This is a genomic window from Haloferax sp. SDI50, from assembly GCF_059802635.1.
Genome location: NZ_JBPULL010000001.1, coordinates 2357028 through 2372168, shown reverse-complemented (window position 1 = coordinate 2372168; position 15141 = coordinate 2357028). Strand labels below are relative to the sequence as shown.

The following is a 15141-nucleotide window of genomic DNA, read 5'->3' as shown; positions in this document are numbered from 1 at the left end:
CTCGATTAGATTTATGTTCGAGAGCGCCCATGTAGCAACCATACATACCGTATTCCGGGTGGGATTTCCGCGGATAAACCGCGTATGTATATGAGAGACAACACATGAAACTCAAACAACTATTCGCAGACGACGACGCGGTGTCGCCGGTCATCGGTGTGATCCTGATGGTCGCGATTACCGTCATCCTCGCGGCCGTCATCGGGACGTTCGTGTTGGGACTGGGCGAACAGACCGCGACCGCTCCGCAGGCGAGCTTTAGTTTCGACTACAACCAGAGTAGCGCAGATTACCTCAACATCACCCACGAGAGCGGTGGAGCAATCGACTCGGACCAGTTGAACATCACGACGGGTGTCAGCATCTACGGGACGGCCGAAGCGGATGCCACTAATGCAGCGGAGAGTCGAACTTGGACCGCACTAAACGGTGATACGCAGACCGACGTGACGGCGGGGACCTCGGTCACCATCATACCCGACGGTGACTCGCTCTCCGACCAGACCGTCCGCATCGTCTGGACCGACGAAGCGGGGTCGAGTTCCGCGACCCTCCAGCGGTGGTCCGGCCCTAACGCGTAACTGACCACGAAACGCCTCCACGATAATCGGTCACCACGCGGCCGACGACCTCGATTTTTTATCGGCGCGCTCGCCTGAGAGTCCCGACTGTCGGACCGCCGCCACCGGCAGCACTAGCCACCTGCCACATCGGTTTCTCGTCGCCCGACCGCCCGCCGGGCCGACCGCTGGTCGAGGGCGTCCCGCCGGCGAAGATACTTATGTGAGTCCGCCGCCACCTCTGTGACAGATGCGCGTGCGCGACCTCCCGCTGTCGGCGGCCCTCGTCTCCCACTACGAGTCGAACGGTATCGAGGAGCTGTATCCGCCGCAGGCCGCCGCCGTCGAGGCCGGCGTCGCGGCGGGCGGCCGCGTCGTCGCCGCCATTCCGACCGCCAGCGGAAAGACGTTTATCGCGGAACTCGCCATGCTCACCGCCGACGGGCCGGCGCTGTACATCGTCCCGCTTCGCGCGCTCGCCCGCGAGAAGTACGAGACGTTCGACCAACTCCCCGGCGTGAGCGTCGGTATCTCCACCGGCGATTTCGACGCGGCCGAGGAGGAACTCGGCGACCACGACATCGTCGTCGCCACGAGCGAGAAAGTCGACTCCGCGATTCGAAACGGCGCGCCGTGGGTCGACCGCCTCGCGTGCGTCGTCGTCGACGAGGTCCACCTGCTCGACGCGCCGGGGCGCGGGCCGACGCTCGAAGTGACGCTTTCGACACTCCAACGTCGCGTCCCGGACCTCCAACTCGTCGCCCTCTCAGCGACCGTGGACAACCCCGAAGCCATCGCCGACTGGCTCGACGCGGAACTCGTCGAGAGCACGTGGCGGCCCGTCTCGCTCCGCACCGGCGTCTACGCCGACGAGACCGTCGAATTCGACGACGGCACCGACCTCGACGTGGTCGTCCCCCCGACCGGCCCGAACGACGACGAGGCGACCGAGGCGACCGTCGCGCTCGTCGAAGACGCGGTCGAGACCGGCGGACAGTGTCTCGCGTTCGTCCGGTCGCGCCGCGAGGCCGAAGCGCTGGCCGACCGCCTCGCCGACGAGGAGCTGTCGCCCGCGCCCGCCCTCGGCGACGAGCTCGACGAACTCGGGGGCACCGCGACCGGCCGCCAGCTTTCGGCGTGCGCCCGCACCGGCGTCGGTTTCCACCACGCCGGGCTGCGGAGCGCCCACCGCGTCGCCGTCGAGAACGCGTTTCGGGACCGCCGGCTCGCAGTCATCTGCGCGACGCCGACGCTCGCCGCCGGGGTGAACGTCCCCGCTCGCCGGGTCGTCATCCGCGACCAGAAGCGCTACACCGGCGACGCGATGGAGTGGATACCCGTCCTCGACGTGCACCAGATGTGCGGCCGCGCCGGTCGTCCGCACCTCGACCCGTTCGGCGAGGCGGTTCTCGTCGGCGACGCGGACACGAAAGCCGAACTGGTCGACCGCTACGTCACCGCCGACGCCGAGGCCGTGGACTCGCAGTTCGCTGACCCCGAGGCGCTCCGGACCCACGTCCTCTCGGTCGTCGCCTCCGGCTTCGCCGACAGTCTCGACGGCGTCGCTGACGTGTTTTCGGCGACGTACTACGCCCACCAGAACCCGAACGTGGACCTCGCGGACCTCGTCGCCGAGGTGGTCTCGGACCTCGAAGCGATGGAACTCCTCGACGCGACGGGTGAGACGCTGTCGGCGACGGCGCTGGGCGCACAGACCTCAAAACAGTACGTATCACCGACGACCGGGGCGCGCATCGTCTCTGGCATCCGAACCATCGAGACGATGGCCGACGACCGCGTCACCGCCCGGACCGCCCTCGAAGTCGTCTGCGACACGCCCGACATGCACGACACCTACCTCGGCAACCAAGAGCGGGCGCTCATGTACCAGTACGCCCGGAGCCACGCCGCGGAGTTCACCACCGCGATGCACGACGCCGACCCCTTCGAGGAGTGGCTGACGGCGGTGAAGACCGCCCGCATCCTCCACGAGTGGACCGAGGGGTCCGACATCGAGGAACTCGTCGAGCGCTACCGAATCGGACCGGGCGACGTGGAGTCCCGCGTCGAGCGCGCCGAGTGGTTGCTGGGCGCGGCCGACGCCCTCTGTACCGCCCTCGACGCGGACGTACCCGAGTTCCGCGAGGTCCGGGCGCTGCTGTCGCCCTGAATCGGAGGCCAGGACGCGTGACGCTCCCGTGATGACATCGCTTCGCGCCGAGCCGTTTTCTTTCGCGTCGCGGGGGGAAAGGCGCTTCGGGATGCCGTTTTAAGCTTCGCGGGGGCGTAGGCGAGGCTATGGGTATCACGTACGAAGACTTCCTCGATCTCGACTACGAACCGACCGACGAGGACCTCGTCTGCACCTTCCGTATCGACCCCGCGACGGGAATGTCGACGGAGGCGGCGGCGAGCCGCGTTGCCTCGGAGTCCTCCAACGGGACGTGGGCGGCCCTCCAGACCGGCGCGGACTTCACCGACATGGGCGCGACGACGTTCGACATCGACGGCGACCTGATTCGGGTCGCCTACCCCGCCGGGCTGTTCGAACCCGGCAATATGCCGCAGGTGCTGTCGTGCATCGCCGGCAACATCATGGGGATGAAGGCGGTCGACACGATTCGCCTCCTCGACTGCGAATGGCCCGAGTCCGTCGTCTCGGCGTACCCCGGCCCGCTGTACGGGTCGTCGGTCCGCGAGGAGATATTCGGCGTCACCGACCGCCCCATCACGGCGACGGTCCCCAAGCCGAAAGTCGGCCTCTCGACGGCGGCGCACGCGCAGGTCGGCTACGACGCGTGGGTCGGCGGCGTCGACCTCCTGAAGGACGACGAGAACCTGACCGACCAGGCGTTCAACCCCTTTTCGGACCGCCTGACCGAGTCGCTGTCGCTCCGCGACGACGCCGAAGACGAGACGGGCGAGAAGAAATCCTACCTCATCAACGTCACCGCCGACACTCGGACGATGCTCGACCGGGTGGACGAGGTGGCCGCGCAGGGCGGCGAGTACGTCATGGTAGACATCATCACCGCGGGCTGGGCGGGCCTCCAGACCGTCCGCGAGCGCACCGAGAAACACGGTCTCGCCATCCACGCCCACCGCGCCATGCACGCCGCCTTCGACCGGCTTCCGGCCCACGGCGTCTCGATGCGGGTGCTCGCGCAGATAAGTCGTCTCTGCGGCGTCGACCAGCTCCACACCGGCACCGCCGGCCTCGGAAAGCTCGCCAACGAGGACACCGTCGGCATCAACGAGTGGCTCGCGGGCGACCTCCACGGCGCGACCGACGTGCTGCCGGTCGCCTCGGGCGGCCTCCACCCCGGTCTGCTCCCCGACCTGCTCGATGCCACGGGGACGAACGTCTGTGTCCAGCTCGGCGGCGGAATCCACGGTCACCCCGACGGAACCCGCGCGGGCGCGGTCGCGCTCCGGTCGGCCATCGACGCCTACGTCGAGGGGCGCGCTATCACCGAGGCCGCCGAAGAGACGCCCGAACTCGCCGTCGCCCTCGATAAGTGGGGGACGGAGACGCCGCGGTAGGCGGAGAGGAACGGCGCGGTCTCCTCGCGTTCGCAATTGTTGCTGTTTTGTGACAATGATTCGAAACGTGTTGAGTGATTACTGCAATACCGAGTGAGTGGCTCGACCCGCTATTTGGTGGGAATCACGAGGAAATCCGGGGTCCGAGTATCGGTAATAATAACCGGCGAGTGAGATTTATACCGTTGTTTTTGCAGAGCTATATTCAGAGTAAACCGGGCGATTTCTCGGTCAAACGGCGCATACTGAGGAACTCCGGGGGCCGGCGATATCAATCAAACCATGAAGATACGAACGAAACTTATCGCGCTCTGTCTCGCCATCTCGCTGATACCCGTGTCAGTCGTCGGCGTCGCAGGCGTCCAGGGGATGAGTAGCATTGGAAATTACGCACAAGACCAAAGCGAGGCGACGCTCGAATCGCAGATTACCGGCGACCTGAATCAGACCGTCGCCGCCCGGCAAGAGGAGATACAGAACCTCCTCGACGCCCGCCGAATCGACGCCCTCGCGCTGGCGGACTCGGCACCCGTGCAGAACTACGAGGCCGCCCGCGACGGGGAGATGGAGCTCGTCCAAGAACAGAGCCAAGCGCAGTTGGGCTACATGGCGCTCCAGATGCGCGCCACCGTCGAGACCACGAAACAGAGCGTCCTTGCGAACCAGTACGGCGGGCAGGACTGGGCGGACCTCTCGCCGGCGCAACAACAGCAGGTGAAAGACCGTGTCGAGGCTCGAATCGCCGGAACCGCCGGAGACGGCGTCCAACAGAGTGGGACGCTCTCCGACGCGTTCCGACCGGGTTACGTCGGGTCGACCGGCTACGCGTTCATCCTCGACAGGAACCTCGACTTCGTCGTCCACCACGGCCTCGAAGACGGGGTCAACACGGTCGACGACGCCGGGATAGCGGCGTTCAATCAGGTGCCCGCCGAAATCGAGTCGAACGCCGATATCCGCAACGGCGAGGACTGGGGCATCGTCGAGTACGAGTGGGAAGACACCACCCAAGAGGGCAACCCCGTCGAAGAGAAGTTCGTCGCGTACACCTACCACGAGGACTTCGAATGGGTGCTCGCGCCGAGCGTCTACTACTACGAACTCCAGACGGCCGCCGTCACCGACGCGCGCGACCAGATTAACGACTCGTTCCGAAGCTACCTCGAAACCCGCGCCGTGACCATCGACGGCGAGGAACACCCCGCCTACGACGAGATTCTGTTCACCGACGAGAACGGGCAGGGCATCGTCCAAGCGACGCGCACGGACGACGGCATCGCCACCGAGTCGGTGTCCGGCACCTCGTTCGCGGACGAGGCGTGGTTCGAGACCGCGACAGAGCTTCAGAAGGGCGAAATCCAGGTGAGCGAGGTGACGACCGTCGACGGCGACGCCGCGGTGTACGTCACCGCGCCGGTGTACCGCGGGGGAGAATTCGCCGGAACCATCACGCTCCTGTTCAACTTCGAACTCCTCAACACGCTCATCGACGACATTCAGGTCGGTGAGACCGGCCACCTGACTATCGTGAGCGAGCGCGGGACGCTGTTGACCGACTCCCAGGAATCGCTCGGCTCCGCCGAGTCCGAAATCGCGGGGAACGTGACCGCGATTGTCGGCCAGACCGGTCTGACCACCCACGAGACGACCGGCGACGGCGGCGAGTCGGCTCGCTACTTCGTCGGCTACGCGCCGCTCCACTTCGGTAACGGGCAGTACGAACTCGTCGCCACCGTCCCCGAGTCCGACGTGACGGGCCCGGTCGAACAGCTCGGGCAGGCGATGAACGACCGGGCGGACACCGCTCGAAACATCATGCTCCTGTTAATCGTCGGCATCATCGTGGTCGTCGTCGGCGTCGGCTACGTCGCCGCGCGGTACTTCTCGGAGCCGATAGAGGCGCTCCGGGACCGCGCCAAGTCGCTCGCCCGCGGGCGGTTCGACGACGACGAGGACATCGACGCCAACGACGACGAACTCGGCGAACTCGTCGAGGCGTTCGACGACATGCAGGAGAACCTCCAACGGCAGGTCTCCGAGCTTCGGGCCGCCGGGACGGAACTCGGAGACGGCAATCTCGACCAGGACCTCCGAACCGACCTCCCCGGCGAGTTCGGAGCCATCATGTCCGACCTCGACACCGGGATTCAGAAGCTCCAAGACGGCTTCGTCGAGGTGCAGTCGGTCGCCGACGAGTTCGCTGCGGTGAGCAACGAGACGGTGTCGAGCGCGAAGGAAATCGAGTCCGCGAGCCAGGAGACCGCGCGGTCGGTCGAGGAAATCGCCCACGGCGCGGAACAGCAGACCGAGCGGCTCCAGACGGTCGCCGACGAGATGAACGACCTCTCAGCGACCATCGAGGAGGTCGCCGCCTCCGCCGACGGCGTCGTCCAGTCCGCCAACGAGGCCGTGTCGCTCGCCGACGAGGGGCGCGACCACGCCGCGGAGGCGACAGCCGAGATATCGACCATCGAGACCGAGGCCGACGAGGCGGTCGAGCGGGTCGAAGCCCTCGGCGAGCAGGTGGGCGAAATCAACGAAATCGTCCAGCTCATCAACGACATCGCGGAGCAGACGGACCTGCTCGCGCTCAACGCCTCTATCGAGGCCGCCCGCGCCGGCGAGGCCGGCGAGGGCTTCGCCGTCGTCGCCAACGAAATCAAGGCGCTCGCCAAGGAGGCGAGCGAGGCCACGGACGAGGTGGAGTCCCGAATCGGCGAGGTGCGCGAGAGCGCCGACGACACGGTCGACGACATGCAGTCCATGCAGGACAGCGTCGAGAGCGGGTCCGAGACCATCGGCGACGCCATCGAGATGTTCGACCACATCTCCGGGGCGATTCGCGAGGCCGAACACGGCGTCGAGGAGATATCGCAGGCGACCGAGAACCAGGCCGTCTCGACCGAGGAGGTCGTCTCGATGGTCGACGACGTGTCGAGCGTGAGCGAGGAGACCACCTCGGAGACGGCGACGGTCTCGGCGGCGACCGAAGAACAGACGGCCGCGATAAACGAGGTCACGCGGAACATCCAACAGGTGTCGGAGTCCGCCCAGTCGCTCAAGGACCTCGTCGGCCGGTTCGACGTCGGCGACGCCGGCGGAAGCGACCGCGGCGGCGACGCCGCATCGGGCGAGACGAGTCCCGCCGCGTCGTCGCAGTCGATGAGTCAGGCGGTCACCGACGGCTCGGGAACCGGTCCCGCCTCGCCCTCGGACGACTGAGCCGGCGGCGACGCGCGACACCGCGCGACGCCGGCCGTTCCGCCGCCGACTACCGGTCTACTTCTCCCATTATCGTGTCGAGACTTCCGAGCGCCGCGATCAGGTCCGGGATGTACTCGCCTTCGGCCATCTCGGGGAGCGACTGGAGATTCGAAAACGAGGGGCCGCGAATCTTGAACCGCGCCGGGGTGTCGGTGCCGTCGGCGCGGATGTAGATACCCAACTCACCTTTCGCGGCCTCGACCGCGCGGTAGACCTCGGTGTCGTCGTCCGGTTTGAGGGTGCGCGGGACGTTCGACTGGATGGTCCGCTCGTCGTCGGGCCAGTCTTCGAGCAGGTCGACACATTGGGCGACGATGTTGGCCGACTCCTCGACCTCGCGGAGGCGGACGAGCAGGCGCGCGAAGTTGTCGCAGTCGTCCTCGACGGCGACCGACCAGTCGAGTTCGTCGTAGTAGCCGTAGGGGTCGTCGCGGCGGAGGTCGTAGTCGATGCCGGAGCCGCGGGCGACCGGCCCCGTCACGCCGTAGTCCTTGGCCACCTCCGGCGGGAGGATTCCGGTCTCGACCGTGCGGGCCTGCAAAATCTCGTTCGCCGTCAGGAGGTCGTGGTACTCCCGCAGTTTCTCGGGGAGGCCGTCGACGAACGTCCGAATCTTCTCGAAGAACTCCTCGCGGGGTTCGGGGAGGTCCCAGCCGACCCCGCCGAGCCGGAAGTAGTTGAACATCAGCCGCTGGCCCGTGAGATCTTCGAGGATGTTCTGGACGAGTTCGCGGTCCCGCATGGCGTACATGAACGTCGCGGTGAAGTCACCGATGACGTCGAGGGCGTACGCGCCGACCGCGAGCATGTGCGAGAGGATGCGGCTCAGTTCGGCCGCCAGCGTCCGGAGCACCTGCGCGTACTCGGGCACGTCGATGTCGGCCAGCGCCTCGGCGGTTCGGGCGTAGGCCCACTCGTTCAGGAGGCCGCCGCCGCCCCAGTCCCAGCGGTCGGGGTACGGCATAATCTGGTGCCGGTAGGTCCCCTGTTGACACATCTGCTCCTCGCAGCGGTGGATGTAGCCGATATCCGGCTCCACGTCCGCGACCTGCTCGCCGTCGAGCGCGACCTGGAGGTGCATCACGCCGTGGGTCGCCGGGTGGTGCGGCCCGATGTTGAGGAGCATCGTGTTCGTGTCGGCGCGGCCGTCTTCCGCCAACGGGTTCGCGTTCTCGTCGTACCGGACGACCTGCGGGCGCGTCCGGTCGTAGTCACGCCCGAGCGGGTGACCCTGCCACGTCTCCGGCAGGAGGATGCGGCGCAGGTCCGGGTGGTCGTCGTACTCGATGCCGACGAGGTCGTACGCCTCCCGCTCGTGCCACTCGGCCGTCCGAAACACCGGCGCGGCGGACTCGCTCACCGGGTCCGAGCGCGGCGTCGGGACGACGACGCTCGCCTCTCGGGTCGGGTCGTCGTACGATTTCAGGTGATAGACGGACTCGTAGCGGTCCTCGTACTCCTGTGCGGTCACACACGAGAGGTGGTCGAGGCCGAGGTCCTCGCGGAGGGTCGAAAGCGACGACTGCACCGCGTCGGGGCGAATCTGGACCGCGGGCGCGTGGACGTGCTCCTCGGTGGCGAGGACGGCGTCGCCCAACGCCCGCCGGAGCGCGTCGGCGTCGAGGGGACCGGCGTCGTCATCGGCGAGCGCGGCAGGGTCGTCGTCGGAGTCGGGGGTCTGTCGCGGGCGTTCGAGTGACATGGCGGCTGACACCCGTTCGTTCGTCCGAACACCGGTTCGGCGTTCTGCCTCACGAGTGCGGCCAGTTTTTATGTCGCGGTCGAATCAACCCGCGGGCATGAAATCGGTCAGGCTTCGCTTCACGCCCGACGACGGGCAGATGCATCCGATGCACGAGTTCGTCGTCGACCACGAGGCGTTCGAGCGGACCGAACTCCACCACTGGAACCCGACGGTGACCGACAGAAACACCATCGTCTTCGAGGTCGTCGGCTCCGACATCGAGGCCTACGAGGCGGCGCTCGCGGAGACAGAGCGCATCCGGTCGTACGAGGTCTCACAGCTCCCCGGCGACTCGTTTTTCATCGTGGTGAACGAGCGGCTCGACGCCGCGGGCGCGAGACAGACGGCGGCCGTCACGCGGGGGGACCTCATCGTCGTTCCGCCGGTCGTCTTCGACGGCGACGGCACGGTGTCGGTGACGCTCGTCGGCACCGACGACGCTCTCCAGTCGGCGGTCGAGGAGCTGCCGGAGGGCCGCGGCCTCGAAGTCGTGCGAGTGCGGGAGTACACGGGACCGGGGAGCGTCTCCGCCGGGTCGCTGTCGCCCCGCCAGCGCGAGGCCGTCGAGACCGCCGTCGACTGCGGCTACTACCGCGAGCCGCGGACCGGGGCGGTCGCCGACGTGGCCGCGCGGCTCGACTGCTCGACGAGCACCGCGGCGGAACACCTGCGAAAGGCGGAGATGAAAGTCATGGGCGACCTCGTCGGCGGGCCGTGACCGCCTCCGATTGGCGGCGTCGAATCGACCTGACTACGGTTCGACCCACGGCTCCGAGGTACCTTCCCCGAACAGTTCCCGCATCAGGATGACGACGCTCTCGGGCGGGAACTGCCCGCGCTCGGTGACGATGGCGTCCACGTAGCGCGGCGGCGTCACGTCGAACGCGGGGTTCTGTACGGTCGGGTTGCCGAGGTCCGCGAGCGTCTCGTCGTCGATGACCTCCGCGGTGTCGCGCATCTCGATATCGACGGTGTGGCCGGTCATCGTCCCGGGATGGAGCTTGAGCGTCTGCGCGGCGACCATGATGGGCGTCCCCCGGTCGCGGGCGTTGACCGCGAGGCCGCTCGTCCCGATTTTGTTGATGACGCTCCCGTCGGCCGCGACGGCGTCCGCGCCGACGAGCACGTGGTCCACGTCGTTGAGATAGCGCCGCGCCGCCGAGTCGACGATGAGCGTGACGGGCACGCCCAGTTCGTCGAGTCGCTTCGCGGTGATGTACCCCTGATTTCGGGGTCGAGTCTCCTTGACGACGGCCTCGATGTGTTTTCCCTGCTCGACCGCGGCCTCGACGCACGCCAGCGCGTCCGTCGAGTGGCAGTGGGTCATGACGGTGTCGCCGTCGCGGAGGCGGTTCGCGCCGACCTCCCCGAGGTCGGCCTGCGCGCGTTCGAGGCGGGCGCAGAACTCGTCTGCCGACTCGACGACGTTCTGGCGGAGTCCCTCGACGGTCGTACTCGACATGCCGCGGAGGACGTACCGGAGGGCGTTGGGGAGGCTCACGGCGGTCGGCCGCGTCTCGTAGAGCGCTCTCGCGGCCGCGCGGAGTTCGCTTCTGAACGCCTCGGCGTCGGCGGCGTCGCTCTCCGTGGCCTGCGTCCGGAGCGCTCGCGCGGCCGCGTCGGCGATGGTCGCCGCGCCGCGAATCTCCATCGTGTCGATTTCCGTCGCGGTGCGCCGGACCTCGGGGTGTACGCGGTCGTCCATGCGAGAACTACGGGCGTCGAATGGAAAAAGGTCGCCGCGGCGAGGGGTTTCACACCCGCTCGACCAGCGCCTCGTCGGGGTGTCGCACCCGGACGGTCTCGACGCGCTCGGTGAGCGCCTTCGCGTCGGCGAGTTTGTCCTCGGACTCGGCGTGGACCGTAAACAGCGTCTCGCCGCTGGCGGCCATCTCGCCGACGCGGCGGTGGAGTTCGAGGCCCGCCCCGGGGTCTCGCGGCGCGCCGGCCCGGCGGGCGACCTCGTTGACGAGGCGGTTGTTGACGTGCGTGACCACGCCGTCGCGGTCGGCGCGAACCGACACGGTGTGCCGGCCGGGTGAGAGGTCCGCCGCCTCAACGTCGGGGTCGCCGTTCTGCGCGGCGAGTATCTCGCGGAAGGTTTCTTCGGCCTGACCCGAGTCCAGAATCTCGGCGGCGTCGGCGTCGACGCCGGTGGATTCGAACAGCAGGTCGGCGAGGCGAATCGCCTTTATCCGCAGGTCGTTCGGGCCGCCGCCGGCGAGCGTGGCGAGGACCTCGCGGGCTTCGAGCACGGGGCCGACGCCGCGGCCGACCGGCGAGCCCCCGTTCGTGATGGCGCACTCGACGGCCATCCCGAGGTGGTCGCCGACGCGGTTGAAGTCCTCAGCGAGTTCGCGCGCCTCCGCGAGGCTCTCGACTTTCGCGCCCTCGCCGTAAGGGATATCGACGACGACGTTGGTCGAGCCGGCGCTCTTCTTTTTCGAGAGAACGGAGGCGATGAGCTGTCCTTTGGGGTCGATAGAAAGCGGCGTCTCGGCGCGGATGATGCGGTCGTCGACCGGCGAGAGATTCACCGCGCCGCCCCAGACGAGACAGCCGCCGGTCTTCCCGACGATATCGCGTATCTCCGCGACGGAGAACGCCACGTCGCAGAGGACTTCCATCGTGTCGGCGGTGCCCGCCGCGGAGGTGACGGCCCGCGAGGAGGTCTTCGGAATCTTCAGCCCCGCCGCGGCGACGATGGGGACGAGAATCGGCGTGACGCGGTTGCCCGCGACGCCCCCGATGGAGTGCTTGTCGACGATGACCGGCTCCTCCCACGCGATGGTCTCGCCCACGTCCGCCATCGACTCCGTGAGGTGCATCGTCTCCTCCATGGACAGCCCGTTGGTGTAGGTCGCGGAGACGTACGCCCCGAGTTCCACGTCGGCGAGGCGCTCCTCGTAGATGTCGCGGACGAGTTGGGACAGTTCGTCGGCTTCGAGTTCGATGTCGTCGAGCTTCTTGCGGATGTAGTACACCGAGTCGGGCTGCGGCGCGACCGACACCTCCACGTCGCCCTCGATGTGGCCGAGGCGGCGCGTCACGCCGAGGGTCCCCTCGGAGACGAGTTCGTCCGTCAGCTCAACGATGCCGATGGTCGTCCGCCCGTCCCGGCGCAGTTGGACGCGTTCGAGCGCGTGGACCCCGAGTTCGGCCGCGTCGCTCTCGTTCAGGAGGACCGTCGGCGACCGAGTTCCGATGTCGATGTGCTCGGCGACGAGTTGCATACCCGACGGTCGGGCGAGAGAGTCAATAAATCGACCCCGAGTCTCGGGGACCGAGAACGCTTACGCGAGGTGGGCTTCGACGAGGTTCTTCAGGTCGTCGTAACCGCGGACGCCGACGAGCTGTTCGACCGCTTCGCCGTCGGCAAACAACACCATCGTCGGGACGCCCCGAACCTGGTACTGGGCGGCGAGCTCCTGGTTCGCGTCCACGTCGACCTTGGCGACCGCGGCGTCGGTGTTCTCCGCGAGCTTCTTCACGGTGGGTTCGAGCATCTTGCACGGACCACACCAATCCGCGTAGAAGTCCACGAGCACCACGTCGTACGAGGCGACGGCGTCGTCCAGCCCGTCCGCGCCATCGACGTGGATGGGCTCTGCCGGGCCATCCGAGGCTTCCTTCGCCGCACTTCCACCGTCACCGCGGGTCTGGGATTCGAGCTGTTCGCGTTTCTGCTTCCGAATATCGGTCAGTTCGTCGTCGGACATACCTACCGATACCGGCCGCGACGTAATAACAGTTTTGCACGATTTAGACAATAATATCCGCAGAGAGTGGTTCGAGGTGACAGACAGCACACCCCGGAGACGCCGCTGTGGCTTGCGACCGAGAGACGAGACAGAAACGGCGGCGACGCGACCGCGAGTTACGGGTTGGTTCGGAGGCGGCTCGGGAAGTTCGAAGGCTGTCTTTCGGTCCGGCTCAGTCGACGTACAGCGAGTAGGTGATGACCGCGAAGCCGATGAGCGTCAGCACCGAGTCGATGAGCAGTCCGGTGGCGAGGTCGACGTTGAGAATCACGTCGAGCGCGCCGCCGAGCATCGCGCCGAGCGTGACGACGCCGAAGCCGAGCGCGAGCGCGCGGAGCGACGCCGCTCCGGTGTTCCGGTACGCCTTGTAGCTGAAGTAGGTGATGAGCCCGCCGAGGACGAGGATGCCGGTCTTGACGACGATAATCATCGTCGCAATCGTCGGCGATGTGGTGAGATGCCCCATCAGGTCTCCCTCCGTACCCGCGACCAGATATCGGCGAGGCGTTCGTCGGGCGTCTGCTCGGGGCGGCCGACCGCGACGTCGAAGTCGCGCTCGTCGTTGAGGGCGATTCGCACCTCGTCGAAGGCGACCTCGTAGGTCGTCGCGTGGTGACCGTCCGCGCGAATCTGGGTCCCCTCGGAGAGGAGCGCCGCGTCCGTGAGCAGGTCCAGCTTCCTGTACGTCGTCGAAAGCGGGATGTCACACGTATCTGAGATTTCGCTTGCCGTCATGGGTTCTTCGAGTCCTCTGATGATGGCTCGGGCGTCCGCGTCGTCGAGCGCGTCGAGCACCGCCGTCAGTTCGGCCGACTCCATCGCGGACCGGTCGCGCGCCATTATCCAGAACTCCGGCGAGAGCCTTATTAACCCTCCGGGTCGGCCTCGTCGCCGTCCGCGGTCTCGGCGTCTGTATCGTACGCGCCCTCCATTCTGAGGGTCCCCGCGCGAGCCAACACCGCGGGGGTTCGACAGACCCCCGGCGCGCCCGTCGCCTGCGGCACCGCGCAGTTGTTGCAGTTCTCGCAGACGACCCGCGTGTCGGCCGACACGTCGCGGCCGAGCAGTCGCGCCGGGAGTTCCGGTTCGGCGTAGAACGGCCGGGCCATCCCGACGGCGTCGCAGGCGTCACCGAGCAGTCGGTCGATATCGCCGCGCTCGCGGATGCCGCCCTCGCAGAGCACGGGCACCGAGACGGCGTCGCGGACGCGGCGGCACAGGTCGGCGTTCCACGCCGGGTCGAAGTCGTACCACGCGGCCTCGATTCGGTTGCCGAGTTCGACGAGTCGCGCCCGGAGCGGGCCGCCGAAGGCCGCGGCGTAGCCGTCGCGGTAGCGGTCGTCGCGCCACGCGCGGGCCGGGAACGACCCCCGGACGATGCTCGCGTCCCAGAACACCGACCCCGAGACGGGGACGAGCGCGTCGTAGCCCGCGTCGTCGAGGCGGCGACAGATTCCGACCGCGTCGTCCTCGGTCAGGCGTCTGCGGATGCCGGGCGGCGCGGCCGTCTCGGCCGGCACTTTCGTCATGAGCGGCACGTCGCCCGCCCGCGAGCGCACCTCGTCGGAGACGACCTCCAGAAACCGGACGCCGTCCCCGAACTCGTCGTCCCGGCGGTTGTAGAACGGCGAGAGGAACTGGTGGACGATGCCCATGTTCGCGCCGGCGACGTGGACCACGTCGTAGCCGGCGTCGACGGCCATCGCCGCGGAGCGACCGAAGTCGGCCGCGAGGTCGTACACCTCGTCGGTCGTCATGACGTGCGCGTCGTAGTCGAGGAAGCCAAGGGCGTCGAGCAGTCTGAGGGGTCGCGGCGGTCGGGAGACGGCGAGCTGCCGTAAATCCGGGTGGTCGCGTCGGTACGCGGCGTGCCACGTTTCCATGCTCCGCAGGCCGCCGTACTCCAACTGGACCGCGACGGCCGACCCGTGGTCGTGGATTCGCTCCGTCACCGCCGACAGCGACGCCGTGAACTCGGGGTCCGCGATTCGCGTCATCCCCGGCGCGGCACAGCCGCCCGTCTCGCGGACGATGGTCGCCCCCTGACAGACGAGGCCCGCGCCGGCCCGCGCCGCGGGTTCGAGTTCGGCCGCGAGGCGTTCGGGCGCGTCGGGACCGGTGCCCGCGCACTCGAGCACCGGCGCGCGGTAGAGCCGGTTTCGGAGCGTGACCCCGCCGATGTCGAGCGGGTCGTCGAGCCGAGGAGTCGCCATGAGTGGAAGTGGCGCGCGAGCGACGTAAATCGAATCGACGCGGCGGTCGGCCGCCG

Annotated in this window: 12 protein-coding genes; 5 read left to right on the top strand and 7 right to left on the bottom strand. The window is 67.7% G+C overall.

Annotated elements, in window-relative coordinates:
- The first annotated feature begins 104 nt into the window (after positions 1 to 104).
- The 4 genes from ACSR87_RS12475 (at position 105) to ACSR87_RS12460 (ending at position 7325) form a co-directional block, all read left to right on the top strand.
- On the top strand, positions 105 to 581 hold the full coding sequence (locus ACSR87_RS12475) for a type IV pilin domain-containing protein (protein ID WP_498530686.1): 477 nt from the start codon (positions 105 to 107) through the stop codon (positions 579 to 581).
- Between the two features lie 229 nt (positions 582 to 810).
- Complete coding sequence (locus ACSR87_RS12470; RefSeq protein WP_498530685.1) at positions 811 to 2730, top strand: DEAD/DEAH box helicase; 1920 nt, start codon at positions 811 to 813, stop codon at positions 2728 to 2730.
- Positions 2731 to 2858: 128 nt separating this feature from the next.
- A complete protein-coding gene (gene rbcL, locus ACSR87_RS12465; protein ID WP_008573480.1) occupies positions 2859 to 4103 on the top strand; it encodes a type III ribulose-bisphosphate carboxylase in 1245 nt (414 codons plus the stop codon).
- 282 nt (positions 4104 to 4385) lie between these two features.
- Positions 4386 to 7325: a methyl-accepting chemotaxis protein gene (locus ACSR87_RS12460; RefSeq protein ID WP_498530684.1), complete on the top strand. Its 2940-nt coding sequence runs from the start codon at positions 4386 to 4388 to the stop codon at positions 7323 to 7325.
- A 49-nt stretch (positions 7326 to 7374) separates the two neighbouring features.
- Here the strand turns inward: ACSR87_RS12460 and ACSR87_RS12455 are convergent, their stop codons facing one another.
- Positions 7375 to 9069: an NADH-quinone oxidoreductase subunit D gene (locus ACSR87_RS12455; protein WP_498530683.1), complete on the bottom strand. Its 1695-nt coding sequence runs from the start codon at positions 9067 to 9069 to the stop codon at positions 7375 to 7377.
- A 97-nt stretch (positions 9070 to 9166) separates the two neighbouring features.
- Here ACSR87_RS12455 and ACSR87_RS12450 point away from each other — a divergent pair, with 97 nt between their 5' ends.
- Positions 9167 to 9829, top strand: a complete 663-nt coding sequence (locus ACSR87_RS12450; RefSeq protein ID WP_498530682.1) for a helix-turn-helix domain-containing protein — start codon at positions 9167 to 9169, stop codon at positions 9827 to 9829.
- Positions 9830 to 9862: 33 nt separating this feature from the next.
- On the opposite strand, the gene ACSR87_RS12445 is transcribed toward ACSR87_RS12450, so the two are convergent.
- The 6 genes from ACSR87_RS12445 to ACSR87_RS12420 form a co-directional block, all read right to left on the bottom strand.
- A complete protein-coding gene (locus ACSR87_RS12445) occupies positions 9863 to 10816 on the bottom strand; it encodes a ribose 1,5-bisphosphate isomerase (protein ID WP_498530681.1) in 954 nt (317 codons plus the stop codon).
- Positions 10817 to 10865: 49 nt separating this feature from the next.
- On the bottom strand, positions 10866 to 12344 hold the full coding sequence (locus tag ACSR87_RS12440; protein ID WP_498530680.1) for an AMP phosphorylase: 1479 nt from the start codon (positions 12342 to 12344) through the stop codon (positions 10866 to 10868).
- A gap of 60 nt (positions 12345 to 12404) precedes the next feature.
- Positions 12405 to 12830, bottom strand: a complete 426-nt coding sequence (gene trxA, locus ACSR87_RS12435; protein ID WP_498530679.1) for a thioredoxin — start codon at positions 12828 to 12830, stop codon at positions 12405 to 12407.
- A gap of 214 nt (positions 12831 to 13044) precedes the next feature.
- Positions 13045 to 13338 carry a DUF7521 family protein gene (locus ACSR87_RS12430; protein WP_049897040.1) on the bottom strand — a complete coding sequence of 98 codons (294 nt, stop codon included), beginning with the start codon at positions 13336 to 13338 and terminating at the stop codon, positions 13045 to 13047.
- Positions 13338 to 13712 (bottom strand): helix-turn-helix domain-containing protein, encoded by a 375-nt coding sequence (locus ACSR87_RS12425; RefSeq protein ID WP_004043983.1) that lies wholly within the window; start codon positions 13710 to 13712, stop codon positions 13338 to 13340. Before ACSR87_RS12425 ends, ACSR87_RS12430 begins: the two co-directional genes overlap by 1 nt.
- A gap of 26 nt (positions 13713 to 13738) precedes the next feature.
- Entirely contained in the window at positions 13739 to 15085 is a 1347-nt protein-coding gene (locus tag ACSR87_RS12420) for an oxidoreductase (RefSeq protein WP_498530678.1), read from the bottom strand.
- Positions 15086 to 15141: the final 56 nt, after the last annotated feature.